General features: G+C 59.8%; 16 protein-coding genes. All 16 read right to left on the bottom strand.

Going from position 1 to position 13,784, the window contains the following annotated elements; all coding sequences use genetic code 11:
• The coding region (locus ACXADQ_RS01830) for a CoA transferase (RefSeq protein ID WP_475314532.1) at window positions 1-384 on the bottom strand (384 nt) is incomplete at its 3' end.
• A gap of 9 nt (window positions 385-393) precedes the next feature.
• A complete protein-coding gene (locus ACXADQ_RS01835) occupies window positions 394-1,164 on the bottom strand; it encodes an SDR family NAD(P)-dependent oxidoreductase (RefSeq protein ID WP_475314536.1) in 771 nt (256 codons plus the stop codon).
• Window positions 1,165-1,176: 12 nt separating this feature from the next.
• Entirely contained in the window at window positions 1,177-2,313 is a 1,137-nt protein-coding gene (locus ACXADQ_RS01840; protein WP_475314541.1) for an acyl-CoA dehydrogenase family protein, read from the bottom strand.
• Window positions 2,314-2,327: 14 nt separating this feature from the next.
• Window positions 2,328-3,566, bottom strand: a complete 1,239-nt coding sequence (locus ACXADQ_RS01845) for a thiolase family protein (RefSeq protein WP_475314545.1) — start codon at window positions 3,564-3,566, stop codon at window positions 2,328-2,330.
• Window positions 3,567-3,579: 13 nt separating this feature from the next.
• On the bottom strand, window positions 3,580-4,362 hold the full coding sequence (locus tag ACXADQ_RS01850) for an enoyl-CoA hydratase/isomerase family protein (protein WP_475314548.1): 783 nt from the start codon (window positions 4,360-4,362) through the stop codon (window positions 3,580-3,582).
• A 538-nt stretch (window positions 4,363-4,900) separates the two neighbouring features.
• Window positions 4,901-6,160 carry a TRAP transporter large permease gene (locus ACXADQ_RS01855; protein WP_071974192.1) on the bottom strand — a complete coding sequence of 420 codons (1,260 nt, stop codon included), beginning with the start codon at window positions 6,158-6,160 and terminating at the stop codon, window positions 4,901-4,903.
• 3 nt (window positions 6,161-6,163) lie between these two features.
• Complete coding sequence (locus tag ACXADQ_RS01860) at window positions 6,164-6,649, bottom strand: TRAP transporter small permease (RefSeq protein ID WP_071974191.1); 486 nt, start codon at window positions 6,647-6,649, stop codon at window positions 6,164-6,166.
• 12 nt (window positions 6,650-6,661) lie between these two features.
• Window positions 6,662-7,657 (bottom strand): TRAP transporter substrate-binding protein, encoded by a 996-nt coding sequence (locus ACXADQ_RS01865; RefSeq protein WP_071974190.1) that lies wholly within the window; start codon window positions 7,655-7,657, stop codon window positions 6,662-6,664.
• 34 nt (window positions 7,658-7,691) lie between these two features.
• Window positions 7,692-8,774, bottom strand: a complete 1,083-nt coding sequence (locus ACXADQ_RS01870; RefSeq protein ID WP_475314552.1) for a GlxA family transcriptional regulator — start codon at window positions 8,772-8,774, stop codon at window positions 7,692-7,694.
• 22 nt (window positions 8,775-8,796) lie between these two features.
• Window positions 8,797-9,438, bottom strand: coding sequence for a hypothetical protein (locus ACXADQ_RS01875; RefSeq protein ID WP_475314554.1), 642 nt, complete (start codon window positions 9,436-9,438; stop codon window positions 8,797-8,799).
• A gap of 31 nt (window positions 9,439-9,469) precedes the next feature.
• The gene (locus ACXADQ_RS01880; protein ID WP_475314556.1) at window positions 9,470-9,745 is read right to left on the bottom strand and encodes a BMC domain-containing protein; all 276 of its coding nucleotides are present in this window, start codon (window positions 9,743-9,745) and stop codon (window positions 9,470-9,472) included.
• A 30-nt stretch (window positions 9,746-9,775) separates the two neighbouring features.
• Window positions 9,776-10,024, bottom strand: coding sequence for a EutN/CcmL family microcompartment protein (locus ACXADQ_RS01885; RefSeq protein WP_475314559.1), 249 nt, complete (start codon window positions 10,022-10,024; stop codon window positions 9,776-9,778).
• A complete protein-coding gene (locus ACXADQ_RS01890) occupies window positions 10,021-10,467 on the bottom strand; it encodes a hypothetical protein (protein ID WP_475314561.1) in 447 nt (148 codons plus the stop codon). The genes ACXADQ_RS01885 and ACXADQ_RS01890 overlap by 4 nt, the downstream gene beginning before the upstream one ends.
• Window positions 10,464-11,084, bottom strand: coding sequence for a hypothetical protein (locus tag ACXADQ_RS01895; RefSeq protein ID WP_475314563.1), 621 nt, complete (start codon window positions 11,082-11,084; stop codon window positions 10,464-10,466). Before ACXADQ_RS01895 ends, ACXADQ_RS01890 begins: the two co-directional genes overlap by 4 nt.
• An 8-nt stretch (window positions 11,085-11,092) precedes the next feature.
• Window positions 11,093-12,577, bottom strand: coding sequence for an aldehyde dehydrogenase family protein (locus tag ACXADQ_RS01900; RefSeq protein ID WP_475314565.1), 1,485 nt, complete (start codon window positions 12,575-12,577; stop codon window positions 11,093-11,095).
• Window positions 12,578-12,591: 14 nt separating this feature from the next.
• A complete protein-coding gene (locus tag ACXADQ_RS01905; protein WP_475314567.1) occupies window positions 12,592-13,644 on the bottom strand; it encodes a TauD/TfdA dioxygenase family protein in 1,053 nt (350 codons plus the stop codon).
• Window positions 13,645-13,784: the final 140 nt, after the last annotated feature.

Consider the following 13,784-nt stretch of genomic DNA (forward strand, 5'->3'; position numbering starts at 1 on the left):
CGCCAGCGGACCGCTCTGTCCCCAGCCAGTCATCCGGCCGTAAACAAGCGCGGGGTTGCGCCGGAGCACGTCATCCGGGCCAAATCCCAGCTTTTCCATCACGCCGGGGCGAAAACCCTCGATCAGGATTTCAGCCCGCTCCAGCAACTGCCAAAGATCGGCCCGACCATCTTCTGACCGCAGATCCAGAACCACCGATCTGCGTGAGCGGTCGTATATGTTGAACTTCTCCTTGATCGGGAAGGGAAACTTCTGGCCCGGGCGCGCGACCCGCACCACCTCGGCGCCGAGATCGGCAAGATGCATGGCCGAAAACGGCGCGGGTCCAAGCCCGGCCATTTCGACCACGCGAACACCTTTCAGTGGACCACTGCGAAGTTGCATCCGCCTACCTCACCGTGCTTTCAACCGGGTCGCCGCGTCGAGCCGCAGCGTCTCGCCGTTGACATAGGCATTTTCAATCAGGAAGGCGCAGGCATGGGCGAACTCTTCCATACGGCCCACGCGTTTGGGGGCCTCACAGGCCTCGATCAGGCTGTCGATCACCTTTTGGTCAAACGACATGACCATGGGCGTGCCAAAAAGGCCCGGCGCGATTGCGTTCACCCGCACACCATAGCGGCCCAACTCGCGCGCGGCGGGCATGTTCAGCCCGATCACGCCGTTTTTCGAACTGGCATAGGCCGCCTGCCCGATCTGTCCCTCGTATGCGGCCCCGGACGAGACGTTGATCACGACGCCGCGTTCCTCGCCATCCTCGGGGTCATTCTTGGCCATCTGGGCGGCGCATTTGGACATCATGTTGAAGGTGCCGACAAGGTTGATGTCGACGGTCCGGCGGTAAGCGTCAAGTGAGGTCGCATTGCCCTCGCGGCCGATGATCTTGCCCGGCGCAGCGACGCCTGCGCAGTTGATGCAGACATGCACGGCGCCGAATTTCTCGACCACCCGCGCGATCACATCTGCGGCTTCTTCGTCGCTGGTCACATCCAGCCGGGCGAACATGGCGCGTTCACCCAGTTCCGCAACCAGCGCATCGCCAGCCTCGGCATTCATGTCGCAGGCCACGACGTTGGCGCCCTTCCCGTGCAGGTAACGCATGGTCTCGGCCCCAAGGCCCGAGGCGCCGCCGGTGATGATGATGGTCTTTCCCTCGATTTGCATGACGGGCCCCCTTTAGAACGCCGCGATGCCGGTCAGGGCGCGCGCGATGATGAGTTTCTGAATTTCCGTGGTCCCGTCTGGGATCGGCCCAATCAGGGATTCCCGCGCCAGCCGTTCAACGATGAACTCCTTGGTCACGCCGTTACCGCCATGGATCTGCAGCGCATCACGTGCGGCGGTGATGGCAATCTCGGTACCGTACCACTTGGCCATGGCACATTCCGCATCACAGCGTTCGCCCGCGTCGATCATCGCGCCTGCCCGCATGGTCAACAGGCGCGCGGCGTCGATCTTGGTGGCGTTGGTGGCGATCTTGTCGGCAATCAACTGGTGCCCGGCGATCATCTTGCCGTGCTGGCTGCGTTCCTGACTGTACTTGATCGCCTCGTCATTGGCGCGACGCCCCACCGCGTAACCCCAGACCGCCATGTGACAGCGGGCGCGCTCAAACACCACCAAGGTCTGGCGCAGGGCCTGTCCGGCATCACCGATCACGTTGGTCACGGGCACCCGTACCTCGTTCAGGAAGACCTGCGCGGTGGATTGACCATTGAGCGCGATTTTCTTGATATCGCGGGTTTCGAATCCGTGTTCCTCGCGGTCGATCAGGATATGACTGAGCCCTTCCTCAGTGCGGCAGGTGCAGATGAAAATGTCAGCAAAGCGCCCACTGGAAATCCAGGTCTTTTCGCCCGAGATCACGTAGTGGTCCCCATCGCGCACGGCGCGGGTTTTCACCGCCGCGACGTCCGATCCTACGTCCGGTTCCGAAATACCGACGCTGACGAATTTCTTACCCGACAGCAGGTCCGGCACGTAACGGTCGCGCAATTCCGGCGGGGCAAGGCGGATCAGCAGGTCGGCGGCAACCACGTTGATCAGCAGCGGCACGGCCAGATCGAGCGAGGAATAGACCACCTCTTCGAACAGCATCAGGTGCGTCACCCAATCCATGCCATAGCCGCCATGTTCTTCGGGGTGGGGCGCGGTCAGCAACCCGAACTCGGACAATTGCCCGGCCCAATCGCGGAATTTCTCGTCCGGGATAACTTCATCGTCATATTTGCGGATTTCCGGCTCCAGTTTCTCGTCGAGAAAACGGCGCAGGCTGTCCACGGCCATCTGTTGTTCTTCGGTCTTGCGATACATGCTCCTGCCCTTCCTCAGCGTGCCAAAACGGTGATGGCCGCCACGGCCTCTTCCAGCCCGACAAGCCCGCCGCCGTTTTCGGCCACGGCCACATTGGCGCCTTCGACCTGCCGTGCACCGCATTCGCCGCGCAACTGGCTGACCAGCTCGTAAATCTGCCCCAACCCTGTCGCCCCGATGGGATGGCCCTTGCTTTCAAGCCCGCCCGACGGGTTCACCGGAACACGGCCGCCAATGGTGGTGACACCCTGCTCGGAGGCCGGGCCACCTTCGCCCAACGGCACAAGGCCAAGGTTTTCGATCTGAATGATCTCGCCCATGGCGGTTGCATCATGCACCTCCGCCACCGACACGTCTGACGGCGAAATTCCCGCGATTTCGTAGGCATCGCGGGCCGCGCGGGCGGTGATGTGATTGCTGAAATCCTCTGCCAGCCGGTCCGTCCCGGTGCGGATGATCGAGGCTTTCACCTCGATCGCCCGGTCGCGCGAGAGACCGAGCCGTTTAAGCCCCTCTTCGCTCACCAGCACTGCTGCCGCTGCGCCGTCCGAGATCGGGGCGCACATGGGCAGGGTCAGGGGATAGGTGATCGGCGGCGCCGCCAATACCTGTTCAACCGTATAGGGATCGCGATACTGCGCCTTTTCATTCTGGACCGAATGGCTGTGGTTCTTGGCGGCGACGGCGGCAATCTGTGCCTGGGTCGTGCCAAAATGCTTCATGTGCAGCCGGCAGAAGGCGGCGTAGACATCCATGAAAACGCTGTAAGGTTTGGGCGAGGTCGTGCCTTCGGGCACCTCAACCCCTTCACCAAGCGCCAGAAGCTGTGCCTTGTTGGCCTCGACCGTGGATATGTCCCAGGCGCCGTCAAAGACGCTGAACATCCGTTCGCGGTCGGTCGAAAACATCTTTTCAGCCCCGACAGCCAGGACAATGTCGCCATCACCTGCACGCAGGAACTGGTTGGCCATGGAAAAGGCCGTCGCCGCGCTGGCACAGGCATTTTCGACGTTGACCACCGGAATGCCGCCTACGCCCATGGCGCGCAGGGCGACCTGACCGGGGACCATCAACTGGCCTTCCATGTGGTTCTGGGTGGCGTTGGAAAAATAGGCGCCCTGCAGGTTGGATTTCTGGACCCCGGCATCGGCCAGCGCCGCATCGACCGCGTCTTGGGTCAAGGATTTCACCGTGCTGTCGGCCTGTTTGCCCATCCGGGTCATGCCGACGCCTATGACATATGTCTTGGTCATTCTTGTCTGATCCTTATTGCCCGGTGAAGACCGGTTTGCGTTTCTCGGCAAAGGCCGCGAGGCCCTCCTTGATGTCATCCGACCGGAAGTGATTGCGTAGCGTTTCCAGCTCGAGTTGCAGCGCGCCCGATTGCGACATTTCCATCGATTGGTTGGCGACCGATTTCATCCGGCGCAGCACCAGCGGGCTTTTCACCGCCAGTTTCTCGCCAAAAGTCTGCAGCCGCGCCGCCAGTTCGTCATCGGCCACGACCTCCTGCACCAGCCCCATCTCCATCAGGCGGCGCGCGGGCAGCGCATCACCGGTGAACAGCAGGTATTTGGCATTGTTGAGCCCGATCCGTTCAGGCAGCACCGCCGCGCCGCCGGCACCGGGGAAAACACCGAAATTCGAATGCGCGTCACCGATCCGGGCACTTTCACCGGCAATCAGAACGTCACAGCACATGGCAAGTTCGAGCCCACCCGCCATTGTGATCCCGTTCAGCCCGCCAATCACGGGCATCGGCACATTCCGCAGGCGCCTGAACAATACAGCAATCACATCAAGAAAATCTCGCTTGCCGGGCACGCCCACGGTATCGAGAACTTCTTTCAGATCCGCGCCGGCACAAAATGCCGAACCCGTTCCTGTGATCACCAGGGATCGTACCCCATCCTTTTCCTCGATCCGGCTTAGCGCGTCGGCGAGCTCATCGATCATATCGAATGACAAAGCATTCATCTGCTTGGCACGCGATAACCGGATCGTGGCAACGCCGTTGGTCTCAGTCACTGCGATGGTTTCGTACGCCACGTCGGCCCTCCACGTCTTGATTATTTATTAATTACCAGTCGGTAATATAAATCAATAGAAAAATTTCCCTCAAAAAACCAATGAGTTACGATGATTCCACCACAAGACGATGGTGTTTTACGGACTCCAATGATCTTCGGAGTCCTGACGATTTCCGATTCGAAAGACCGATTTTTTAGTGATGGTGCCGCGGGCGAACCGCGAACTATTGGCGCATAGCCTTGGCACTGGTCATATCCCCGACCCGCTGAATCCGTCCTGAACCAACTTTGCATGTTGGCACACGTGCGACACATTTCACGTGGCCTGCGTTTTCAGCGATGAAGACATCACTGACTTCGGCGGAACTGCACTCTTCAGAGCCCCATTGTCGCCATTGCAGAAGCCTGCAACACCGACTTTGACCGTTGCAGAAGGAAGCCATGCCGACGTTGAAGACGATCTAGAGAAGATCGACGAAAGCAGTCGCTGACACTCGGTCTCCACACAGTTCAGACAGGCCAATCTGGTCGCTACGTGGCGCTCGAAACACTTGGCCTCAACGAAGCAGCCAAAGCGAAATTCCCGGAATGAACGTAACCATCATCAACACCGTCACGATCAGGGCCATGAACGGCAAGACCGAAAGGCAGATTTCCGAGAACTTCTCGCGGAAGGCCGTTGTCGCAACGAAGAGGTTCAACCCGATGGGCGGGGTCAGGAACCCGATTTCCAGGTTGATGACCATCATCACCCCGAAATGGATCGGGTCGATGCCATAGCTCATCGCCGGAACCAGAAGCAGGGGCGCCAGGATCAGGATGGCCGAGATCACGTCGATGAAACACCCGATCACAAGCAACAGAAGGTTCACCGCAATCAGGAAGGCGATTTTGCTTTCGGTGATCGAAGTGATCCACATAGCCAGCTCGTGTGGCACGCGTTCGATGGTCAGCACCGACTTCAGGCTGAGCGCCACTGCTATGATCGGAAAGAGCATGCCCAGCATCACGGCCGTATCCAGCGTGGTCTTGCGAAAATCCGCGAAGCTGAGTTCGCGGTGAATGAAGGCTTCGACCAGGAGCCCATAAGCCAGCGCCACAGCCGCCGCCTCGGTCGGAGAGAAGTATCCGCTATAGATCCCCCCCAGAAGGATCACCGGCAAAAGCATCGACCAGATGCCCTCTTTCAAGGCAATCACAAAGGCCGGCAGATCAAAGGATTTCGACGGCAGATGCCGATTGACCCAGAACGAGTACCCAGCCAGCACCGCCGTCAGCAGGATACCCGGTCCGATGCCCGCAATGAACAGGTCGGCAACGCTTTTTTCCGTGACAAGCCCATAGACAATCAGCGGGATTGAAGGCGGGATCACGATCCCAAGGGTTCCCCCCGAGGTGATCGCTCCAAGGGAGAACCGTTTCGAATAACCCGCCTCGCGCAGGGCCGGATAGAGGATTGCGCCAACAGCCAGCAGAGTGACGGGCGACGACCCGCTGATTGCGGCGAACAGAGCGCAGGAAAGCACCGTCGCCACCCCCATGCCCCCGGGCAACGGGTCGGTGGCCAGCATCGTGACCCGGATCAGACGTTTTGCGATTGACCCGCGTGTCATGATGTTCCCGGCAATCAGGAACATCGGGATCGCCAGCAAGAGATCGTTGTCGAGGCTGATCCACATGTCCTCGACCAGGTATTCCAGCCGTCCATCCCCCCAGACCAGGTGGACATAGGCCACCAACGCCAAGAGCAGGACAACCGCGTTCATCCGGAAGAACAGGCAGGTAAAGACCAGGGCAAGAAGACCAGCAACATCCATGGATCAACGGTCCTGCGATTTGGATTTCAGAATGGGTGAAACACAGAAGGCAAAATGCCTGAGTGCCGATGACAGGAATGCATAGGGAATGATCAACTGGATCGGCCACAGCAGGAAATAAAGTACGGCGGCCCGATCGCCCGCGGCGCGGGTTTGGCCCACGAAATAGATTGCGTATCCTGCCAGGAACAGGAAAAACAACCCTGACAGCAGGTCTCCGATCCGATCAAACATCGCGCCCCGGCGGCCGGTGATGAGGTGATCGAATATCTCGGGCCGAAGATGGGCATTGTGATGGGTGGCCAACACGAGGCCCAAAAACCCGGCCACGATGGCGACATAGACCGCCACGGTCTTGATACCCAAAACCGAGATGCCGAACAGCTCGCGTCCGATGACATCGCCCATCAGGAGGATCGCCACGCAGCTATAGGCCAGCGTGGCGATCGCCCCTTCGATTGTGGTCAGTATGTCAATCGTGCGCTTCAAGACTGCCAGCCATCAGTTGGTGCAGGCAGCCTTGGCGGCCTGAACCCGGTCCCAGACTTCGGCGGCATTACCACCCATTTCCGAAACGATACGTGCCTGTGCAGCGGGGGCGACGGCTTTCCAGGCGGCCAGTTCGTCGGCGTCGGGATCATGCACGGTCAGACCTGCCCCCTTGATCTTGCCGATCAGCGCACCTTCCGCACCGCGGATGGCGCCCCGCAGGCCGTTCATCGCTGTGGCCGCTTCAATGACCCAGCCCATTTCCTGCTCGCTCAACCCCGCGGCGGTTTTCTTGGACATAGCCACAAGGCCCACCTGGTAGACATGGTTCGTCGTGGTCACGAAGGGCGCTTCCTGGGCGTATCCCACGGCAATGCCAAAGACGGTCGGCCAGGTCACTGCCGTGACGCTTCCGGTCTTCAACGCAGGCATCGTGTCAACACCGCCCAGCGGCACGGCAACCCCGCCAGCCTCTTCCATGAACACCGAATCCGGAATGGTCGGCGCGGTACGGATCTTGGTCCCGGCAAGATCGGCTGGGGTCTTGATCAGCGACTTGGAGAAGATGATCTGCTGGCCAACCTCAAAGTCCGCCAGTGGAACGATGCCCGCAGCATCAAGCTCCGCCCCGAAGGCGTCGCGCATATGTTTGTCATAAACGCAATCCGCCTGTTCAGGGCTATCAAAGATGTAGGGCGCCGACATCAAGGAATACTCGGGTACCAGTAGCGATATCGCCGTGTTGGACACGGCCACGATATCGACCCGGCCCCGGGCTGCCTGACGGACCATGGTCTGCTCGTCACCCAACTCCTGGCTCCAAAAGGGCGTGATGGTCAGCTCGCCACCCGACAATTCCGCGGTTTTTGCGGCAAAACCTGCAAGGAACTTGCCCCAGGGCGACCCCTCGGGGGCGGCTGTGCCCAGGCGCAGGGCGCCCGCGTCGGCAGCTGCGGCAAGGCTCATGCTCAGCATCGCAGCAACGGCCGTTTTGGTGAAAAGTTTCATTGATTTTTCCTTCCTGTTTTGGTTTGCCGCCCTGTCACGCGACAGCACGGCCTAGTTCATCTTCGGCCTCTTGGGACCGTTCGCTGAACAGGCTGAACCGTTCCCGGTATTCGCTGGGTTTGAGACCAACGAATTTCTTGAAAAGGTTCCTGAAAAAGGCGGTGTCGAAATAGCCAACATGGACGGCCACCGCCTCGACATTCATGTTGGTTGTCTCCAGCAGCATGCGCGCTTCTTCCACGCGCACCCGCTGCAGGTAATGCGTTGGCGGCAGACCGGTTGCGGCCTTGAATCGTCGTTTGAAGGTCCGGTCCGCCAGGGTCGAAGCCTCGATCGCGCCGGGCAGGACATCCTGCGCGGCATATTGCTCGTCGATCCACATCTGTGCTCGCGTAATCGCGCTGTCACCATGGTCGATCTTGGGTTGCCATTCGGAAAACGGAAGCTGCCCACTGCGTTGACCGAATATCGTATAGGCCCGCGCCGTCTGGGCCGCGACCAACGGCCCGGCCTCTTGCGAGATGATCTGGATCACCAGGTCCTGCCAACAGGTGCCGCCGCCTGCGACCCAGATCCGCTCGTCCTCGCCAACACGATAAACCGCCCGATCAAAGGAGAACCGGATTTGCGGATAAAGTTGGCTCAGTGACTCGGCCATTGTCCAATGGGTTGTTACCTCGTGCCCATCAAGCAGCCCCATTTCGGCCAGCAGGATGCCCCCCGACGAAATGCTGCATATGGTGGCACCACCGTCATATAGTCGTTGAACCCATTTCGTCATCTCTTCAAAGCCAGTAACGCCAAACCCCCAATCGGGGCCCAGTTTCCACTGGGCAATGAAGGTCGGCAGGATCACGTAATCCGCTTGCTGGATGTCCTCGAGTGCATGATCCGCCCGGGTTTTCAAACCCCAATAGGTGTCCAGCTCACCCGCCTGCAACGCCACGGTGGACACTTCGAAGATCGGCTTGCGTTCAACCCCGTGGCGCAACAGCGGCCAGACCACCCCAGCCGAGGACAAAACGTCATAGGGCCCGACAATAGCCGACGCCAGCACCCTTTCGGGCGCAAGGATCACCACCTTGCGGGGCGTGTTATCTGGCGTTTCTAAGGTCAAGATACTGGCCCTTCGGCTCCTCTCACTTGGCTTTCATCGCCTTGGCAATGTCTTTCAACCCGGCCTCGACGGCCGCGCGGGCCTTGGCCAGCCCCTCCGGCTTCCCGGCCATGTAGACCCGTCCGCTGGCGCCGATCATAAGGCATTCTACCAGCGTATTCTCTGGCGCCGCCTTTTCCGCCTCATTGGCCAGATAGGCACCGTAGAGCGCCGGTGTGACCTCCATGATCAATAACGACTGACCGGGCATGATCATACTGGCCTTTTTCGTCCGGTTGATCATCACCGCATGGCGGTCAGATATGTCCTCGATGATGTCGGTAAACAGCATCTCGGGCGGCACCTGTGCGCCAAGGTCGGTTTCCAGCCAATCCAGCATCGACTTGCCGGCCCGGTCAAGCTCGTCCAGGTCCTGGCTGTGGATCTCCAGCATACCGAACTGTCGTTCGACGGCCAGCATGCCGGGTTCGACCCCCGGTTCGGTCTTCAATGCCTGGTCCAGCATCCGTTCGATGGACAGGCCGGGGGCGATCTCGATGAAAAGCGAGTTCGTCCCCTCAAGTGGCACATATCCCCGGGCGGGCACGGGTGAACTCAGAAAGGCAGCAAACTGGCGCTGCAAATCCCTGAGTGGCAAATAGACCCGCAACTGCGGTTTGCTCATGTCAACCTCCGGCTTTCGGTTTCAGCGGGCGTTACTTGCCGGTGCCGAATGCCTTGGCGACCTCGAGATGCGGACGCGGGATCACGTGCAGCGAAACCACTTCGCCAACCTGGTTGGCGGCTTCTGCACCGGCCTCGGTTGCGGCCTTCACGGCACCCACGTCGCCTTCGACTTCGACGGTCACAAGACCCGCGCCAACTTCGCGCTTGCCGGTGATTTTCACGTTGGCGGCCTTGACCATCGCGTCAGCGGCGGCATAGGCGGCAATGAAACCCTTGGTTTCGATCATTCCGATGGATTCAGACATGGTTTTCTCCTTTAACTGTCTGGAATTAGGTTAATTCTGGTTCTTGTCGAGCGATCCGACGACGATGGCGTCGACCACGGTGCCCTGGCCTGTGACAAGGTCCGCCGCGCCGTCGTCTTCCGATATGATGACACGTTCGCCTTCGCCGCAGCCCAAGGTATCAAGCGCGACGATCTTGCCCTCGCCATCATCGAGTTCCACGATCAGCAGCGCCCCGGGGGGCAACTGGGCGAGTTTCTTGGTGGACCAGACCCGGCCCGTGACGGTTCCGAGTTTCATGACGCGGCCTTTCTGATGTCGACCCCAAGCCGCCGGGCCAATTCACGCGCCAGCGGGGTGATGACCGCCTTGGCTGGCACCTCAAGCGTGTTGCCTTCGTTCTGCTTGACCAGACGCTCGGTAATCACGCGCGCATCGGTGGTGACGACCTGCACCTGCGGCTCCACTGGTGCAGGTGCAGGTTGTGTCGGCGCATTGGCCGGTTTGGCCTGTGATTGCCCAGCGGCGCCATTGCCCTTGGCACAAAACCGGATCATGCGCTTTTCAAGCAGATCACCCAGCGTCGGCACCGAGGCGACCGCCAGGATCAACTCGATGAAAACTTCATTGTCGGCAGGCGTATCAAGCCGGACAGGGATCACGATGCCCCCATCGTTCGCCGGGGTATTGTGAAACGCTTCGGCCGCAACCTCGCGCACAAGGGTGGAAATCTCGCCACTCATCCTCCGATCCTCCCTGCAATGGCACGCAGGGCGTTTTCGGCCGCCTCCTGCGCGCTTCTGACACCGGATGCGGTGCCCGACATGTAAATCCGCCCCGCTGCCCCCATCCACCGGCACTCGACCAGCTTCACATCCGACACTTTCTCGGCCTCGTTCACCGCCAGAAGGGCATAGGCCGCCGGTGCGGTTTCCAACATGAACAGCGATTCCCCGGGCAACAGCATCGAGCCGGTCTTGTTGCGGTTGATCATGAAGGAATGCAGGTTATCGACCCTGTCGACGACCGTTGACGACAGCACCTCGGGCGCGATTGCATCTGTTTCGCGCGCGCCAATGGCGTGCAAAATCTCGGACCCTGCCGCCTGCACCGAGGCCGACAGTTGGGCGTGAAACTCAAGGTAACCGAACTGCCGTTCAACCACGAGGTTCCCGGGCTTCACATCGTTCTGTTTCAGCGCGATGTCGGTCAGGTATTCGATATCCATCCCCGGCGCGACCTCAACCACCATGGCCGCATCATTGGCCCGCGGAAGGAAGCCCCGCTGGTTTGCGCCGAGAAAACACATGGTCTGCGGCTGAAGCTGATCGAGGAAGATATATGATCTCAGTTGCGTCATCGTCGGTCCTATTGGTTCCTTGCCAGCTCTTCGCGCAACAGCGCGCGCAGCTCGTTCTTGACTGTGTCGGAAAGCGTGTCCGGTGTGGCAGCGGGGGCAGGTTGCGCGGCGACCTTCGCTTGCGGGACATCGACCGGGTTGGTCGCGAACACGACTTTCTTCCATTGGATCAGGTCGGTGGGCTGTACATTGTGGCCAACCGAACTGCCCCCGGCAAAACCGGTTCCGATCATGGCCGATCCCTTCAGCGAATTGTTGTCCCCCAACGCGCCGACAACGACACCGGTGTTCACGATGATCCGGTTATAGGTCAGCGCCCCGCCGAACCGAACGGCTTGTTCCGCGTTCTCGGTATAGAGATTGCAGGAATGGCCATTGCCCGCGTAGCTGAGCATCTCACCAGCGATATCAATCGCATCATCCAGGCTGTCCACCTCGATGAAGCCACAGATGACCGAGAGTTTTTCCTTGAGCAGCCTTTCGCTGCGATCCGGCTTGCCAGGGATCGGGCAATAGATCGCGCGGGTGCTGTCAGGCACGTTCAAGCCGGCAATCTTGCCAACCTTGGCCGGGCTCTGCCCCACGATAGCAGGGTTCAGAGAACCACCACCAAAGGCGCATTCGCGCATCTTGTCGGTCTCGGCCGACGTCAGGAATTGCGCCCCCTGGGCACTCATCTTTTGCTTCAGTTGCTCGGCAATTGCCCGGTGCGCAAAAACGACCGACGGCGAAGAACAGGGCGTGCCATATTCGAATTCCTTGTCAGTGACCGTGCAATAGGCGGCCAGGTCCAGATCGGCGCTTTCATCCACATAGACCGGCACATTGCCGGACCCAACGCCCAGTGCGGGCGTGCCCGAGGAGTAGGCCGCCCGCACCAGGGGGTTACCACCTGTCGCCATGATCAGGTTACAACCCGGGTTTTTCATCAGGGCCTGTGTTGTCGGCAGGGTCGGCCCGTCAAGGATTTGAACCGCATGCTCCGGGGCACCCGCCGCCCGTGCCACCGCAGCGATTTCCTCCACCGCAGCCACCGAACAATCGTTCGTCGCCGGATGCGGGCTTACGATGACCGCGCTGCGCGTCATGATCGCCATCATGACCTTCCAGATGATGGCCGGAACGGCCGTGGTCGATGGTACGATGGCCACGATCACCCCAGCGGGGTAGGCTATTTCCACACATTTTTCATCCTCGTTGATCCGGGTTCCACCCAGCTGCACATCATTCCAGTCATTCAGCGCACTGGCCACGATGGCGTCATGTTTGGCGACCTTGTCCTGCACCCGGCCATAGCCGGTTTCGCGTAGTTCCCATTCGGCGTAGAACTCGCCCCGTGGCATCATCGCCTGACCGATCTTGGCAGCGATGGCCTTGGCCGCGCTTTCGTCCAGCCGGGCCAGATCCGCCGCCGCCTTGCGCGCATTGCGCTGCAGCACCCGGACCCGTTGCAGGGCCAGAAGATCGCTGTCGAGTTCGGTTTGGTCGAGCATCGTGTCTCTCGCCCTTATCCGTTGCGCGCCAGGGCGTTCAGATCAGTGGATTTGAGCGCATCAAAGATCGCATCGACCGCCGCGCGTTCCTTGGGGCTGGCATTGGCCAGGCGTGATTGGTCAACGATGCTGTCCAGCGCCTTTTGTGCCGATGGTGAGCTTTGCCAGCTTGCCGGGCGCACCTCGGCCGCAACGGTCGAACGATCCAGAACCGGGGTGAACTCGGCGGTTGTCATGCGCTGCATCTCGCGGTAATGCGGCGCATAGTCAAAGACCGCATAATGCTGCGTGGCAAGGTTGTCCCAGATCGCGATCGAGTCGTTTTCCCAGGTGAACCGGCACATGAACTCGGGCTTTTTGACCCATTCCCACAGCATCTGCATAAACGCATCGGACAGGTCACGGTGCATGCCGACAAAGTCGCGCGACCAGGCCGAGTTCACGTAAAGCGTCAGCTTCTTGGTGATCGGGTGATTGACGATGGCCGGGTGTATCTTTTCCGGGTTCGCCTTCATCATCTGCATTTCAAATTCTTCACGAGCGATACCCTTGGCCTTGGCCATCTTCTCGAACTGTCCCATACGACGGAACAGGGCCGGTAGATCGTGAATAACCTCGAGATCCAACAGCAACGTCTGCATTGCCGGATGCAGGCTTTCGAAAGCCAGGTTACAGTTCATCCACATCGTATCGCCGCCGGATGGCGGGATATCCACCGCCCGCAGGATCGAGATCAGGCTCGGGTTGTCGCGGAAGCTGACATCGTGGTGCCAACGGTCCGTGTCCGGTGCGTCAAACCCCTGGTGTGAAATCTTCTGGATCTGGGGATATCCCTCGGGATGCGGAAAGAACTCGTGCGTTTCCGGCTCACCAAAGGCTCGACCAAGTTTCAGGTAGGCTTCTGGCTCAAGAGGCTGCTTTCGGAAAAAAATGACACCATGCCTCCACAGCGCTTGTTTGATTTCCTCGTAAACCGCCGGGTTGGTGACATTGTTCAGATCGACCCCGCTGATCGTGGCACCGATATTGGGGTTCATCGGCTCAACAGTGATATGCGCATATTTCATTTCAACACCTCATCAGCGGCTTCCATGCCCGGCATGGAAATTTTAACAATAATATCCGTTGCTTAAGGCTGAATTATTTCAGCCAAGCCGGAAAGATTCTTCGTGTGGGAACGTGAATTCCCTCCCATCAGCGCGACTTC

This window comes from Thalassovita sp. ABM4_323 (assembly GCF_056158665.1).

Bases quoted from the DNA above. Each gene is read 5' to 3' on its own strand.
- ACXADQ_RS01835 (WP_475314536.1), bottom strand. From the start codon at position 1,164: ATGCAAATCGAGGGAAAGACCATCATCATCACCGGCGGCGCCTCGGGC.
- ACXADQ_RS01840 (WP_475314541.1), bottom strand. From the start codon at position 2,313: ATGTATCGCAAGACCGAAGAACAACAGATGGCCGTGGACAGCCTGCGC.
- ACXADQ_RS01845 (WP_475314545.1), bottom strand. From the start codon at position 3,566: ATGACCAAGACATATGTCATAGGCGTCGGCATGACCCGGATGGGCAAA.
- ACXADQ_RS01855 (WP_071974192.1), bottom strand. From the start codon at position 6,160: ATGGATGTTGCTGGTCTTCTTGCCCTGGTCTTTACCTGCCTGTTCTTC.
- ACXADQ_RS01865 (WP_071974190.1), bottom strand. From the start codon at position 7,657: ATGAAACTTTTCACCAAAACGGCCGTTGCTGCGATGCTGAGCATGAGC.
- ACXADQ_RS01875 (WP_475314554.1), bottom strand. From the start codon at position 9,438: ATGAGCAAACCGCAGTTGCGGGTCTATTTGCCACTCAGGGATTTGCAG.
- ACXADQ_RS01880 (WP_475314556.1), bottom strand. From the start codon at position 9,745: ATGTCTGAATCCATCGGAATGATCGAAACCAAGGGTTTCATTGCCGCC.
- ACXADQ_RS01885 (WP_475314559.1), bottom strand. From the start codon at position 10,024: ATGAAACTCGGAACCGTCACGGGCCGGGTCTGGTCCACCAAGAAACTC.
- ACXADQ_RS01890 (WP_475314561.1), bottom strand. From the start codon at position 10,467: ATGAGTGGCGAGATTTCCACCCTTGTGCGCGAGGTTGCGGCCGAAGCG.
- ACXADQ_RS01895 (WP_475314563.1), bottom strand. From the start codon at position 11,084: ATGACGCAACTGAGATCATATATCTTCCTCGATCAGCTTCAGCCGCAG.
- ACXADQ_RS01900 (WP_475314565.1), bottom strand. From the start codon at position 12,577: ATGCTCGACCAAACCGAACTCGACAGCGATCTTCTGGCCCTGCAACGG.
- ACXADQ_RS01905 (WP_475314567.1), bottom strand. From the start codon at position 13,644: ATGAAATATGCGCATATCACTGTTGAGCCGATGAACCCCAATATCGGT.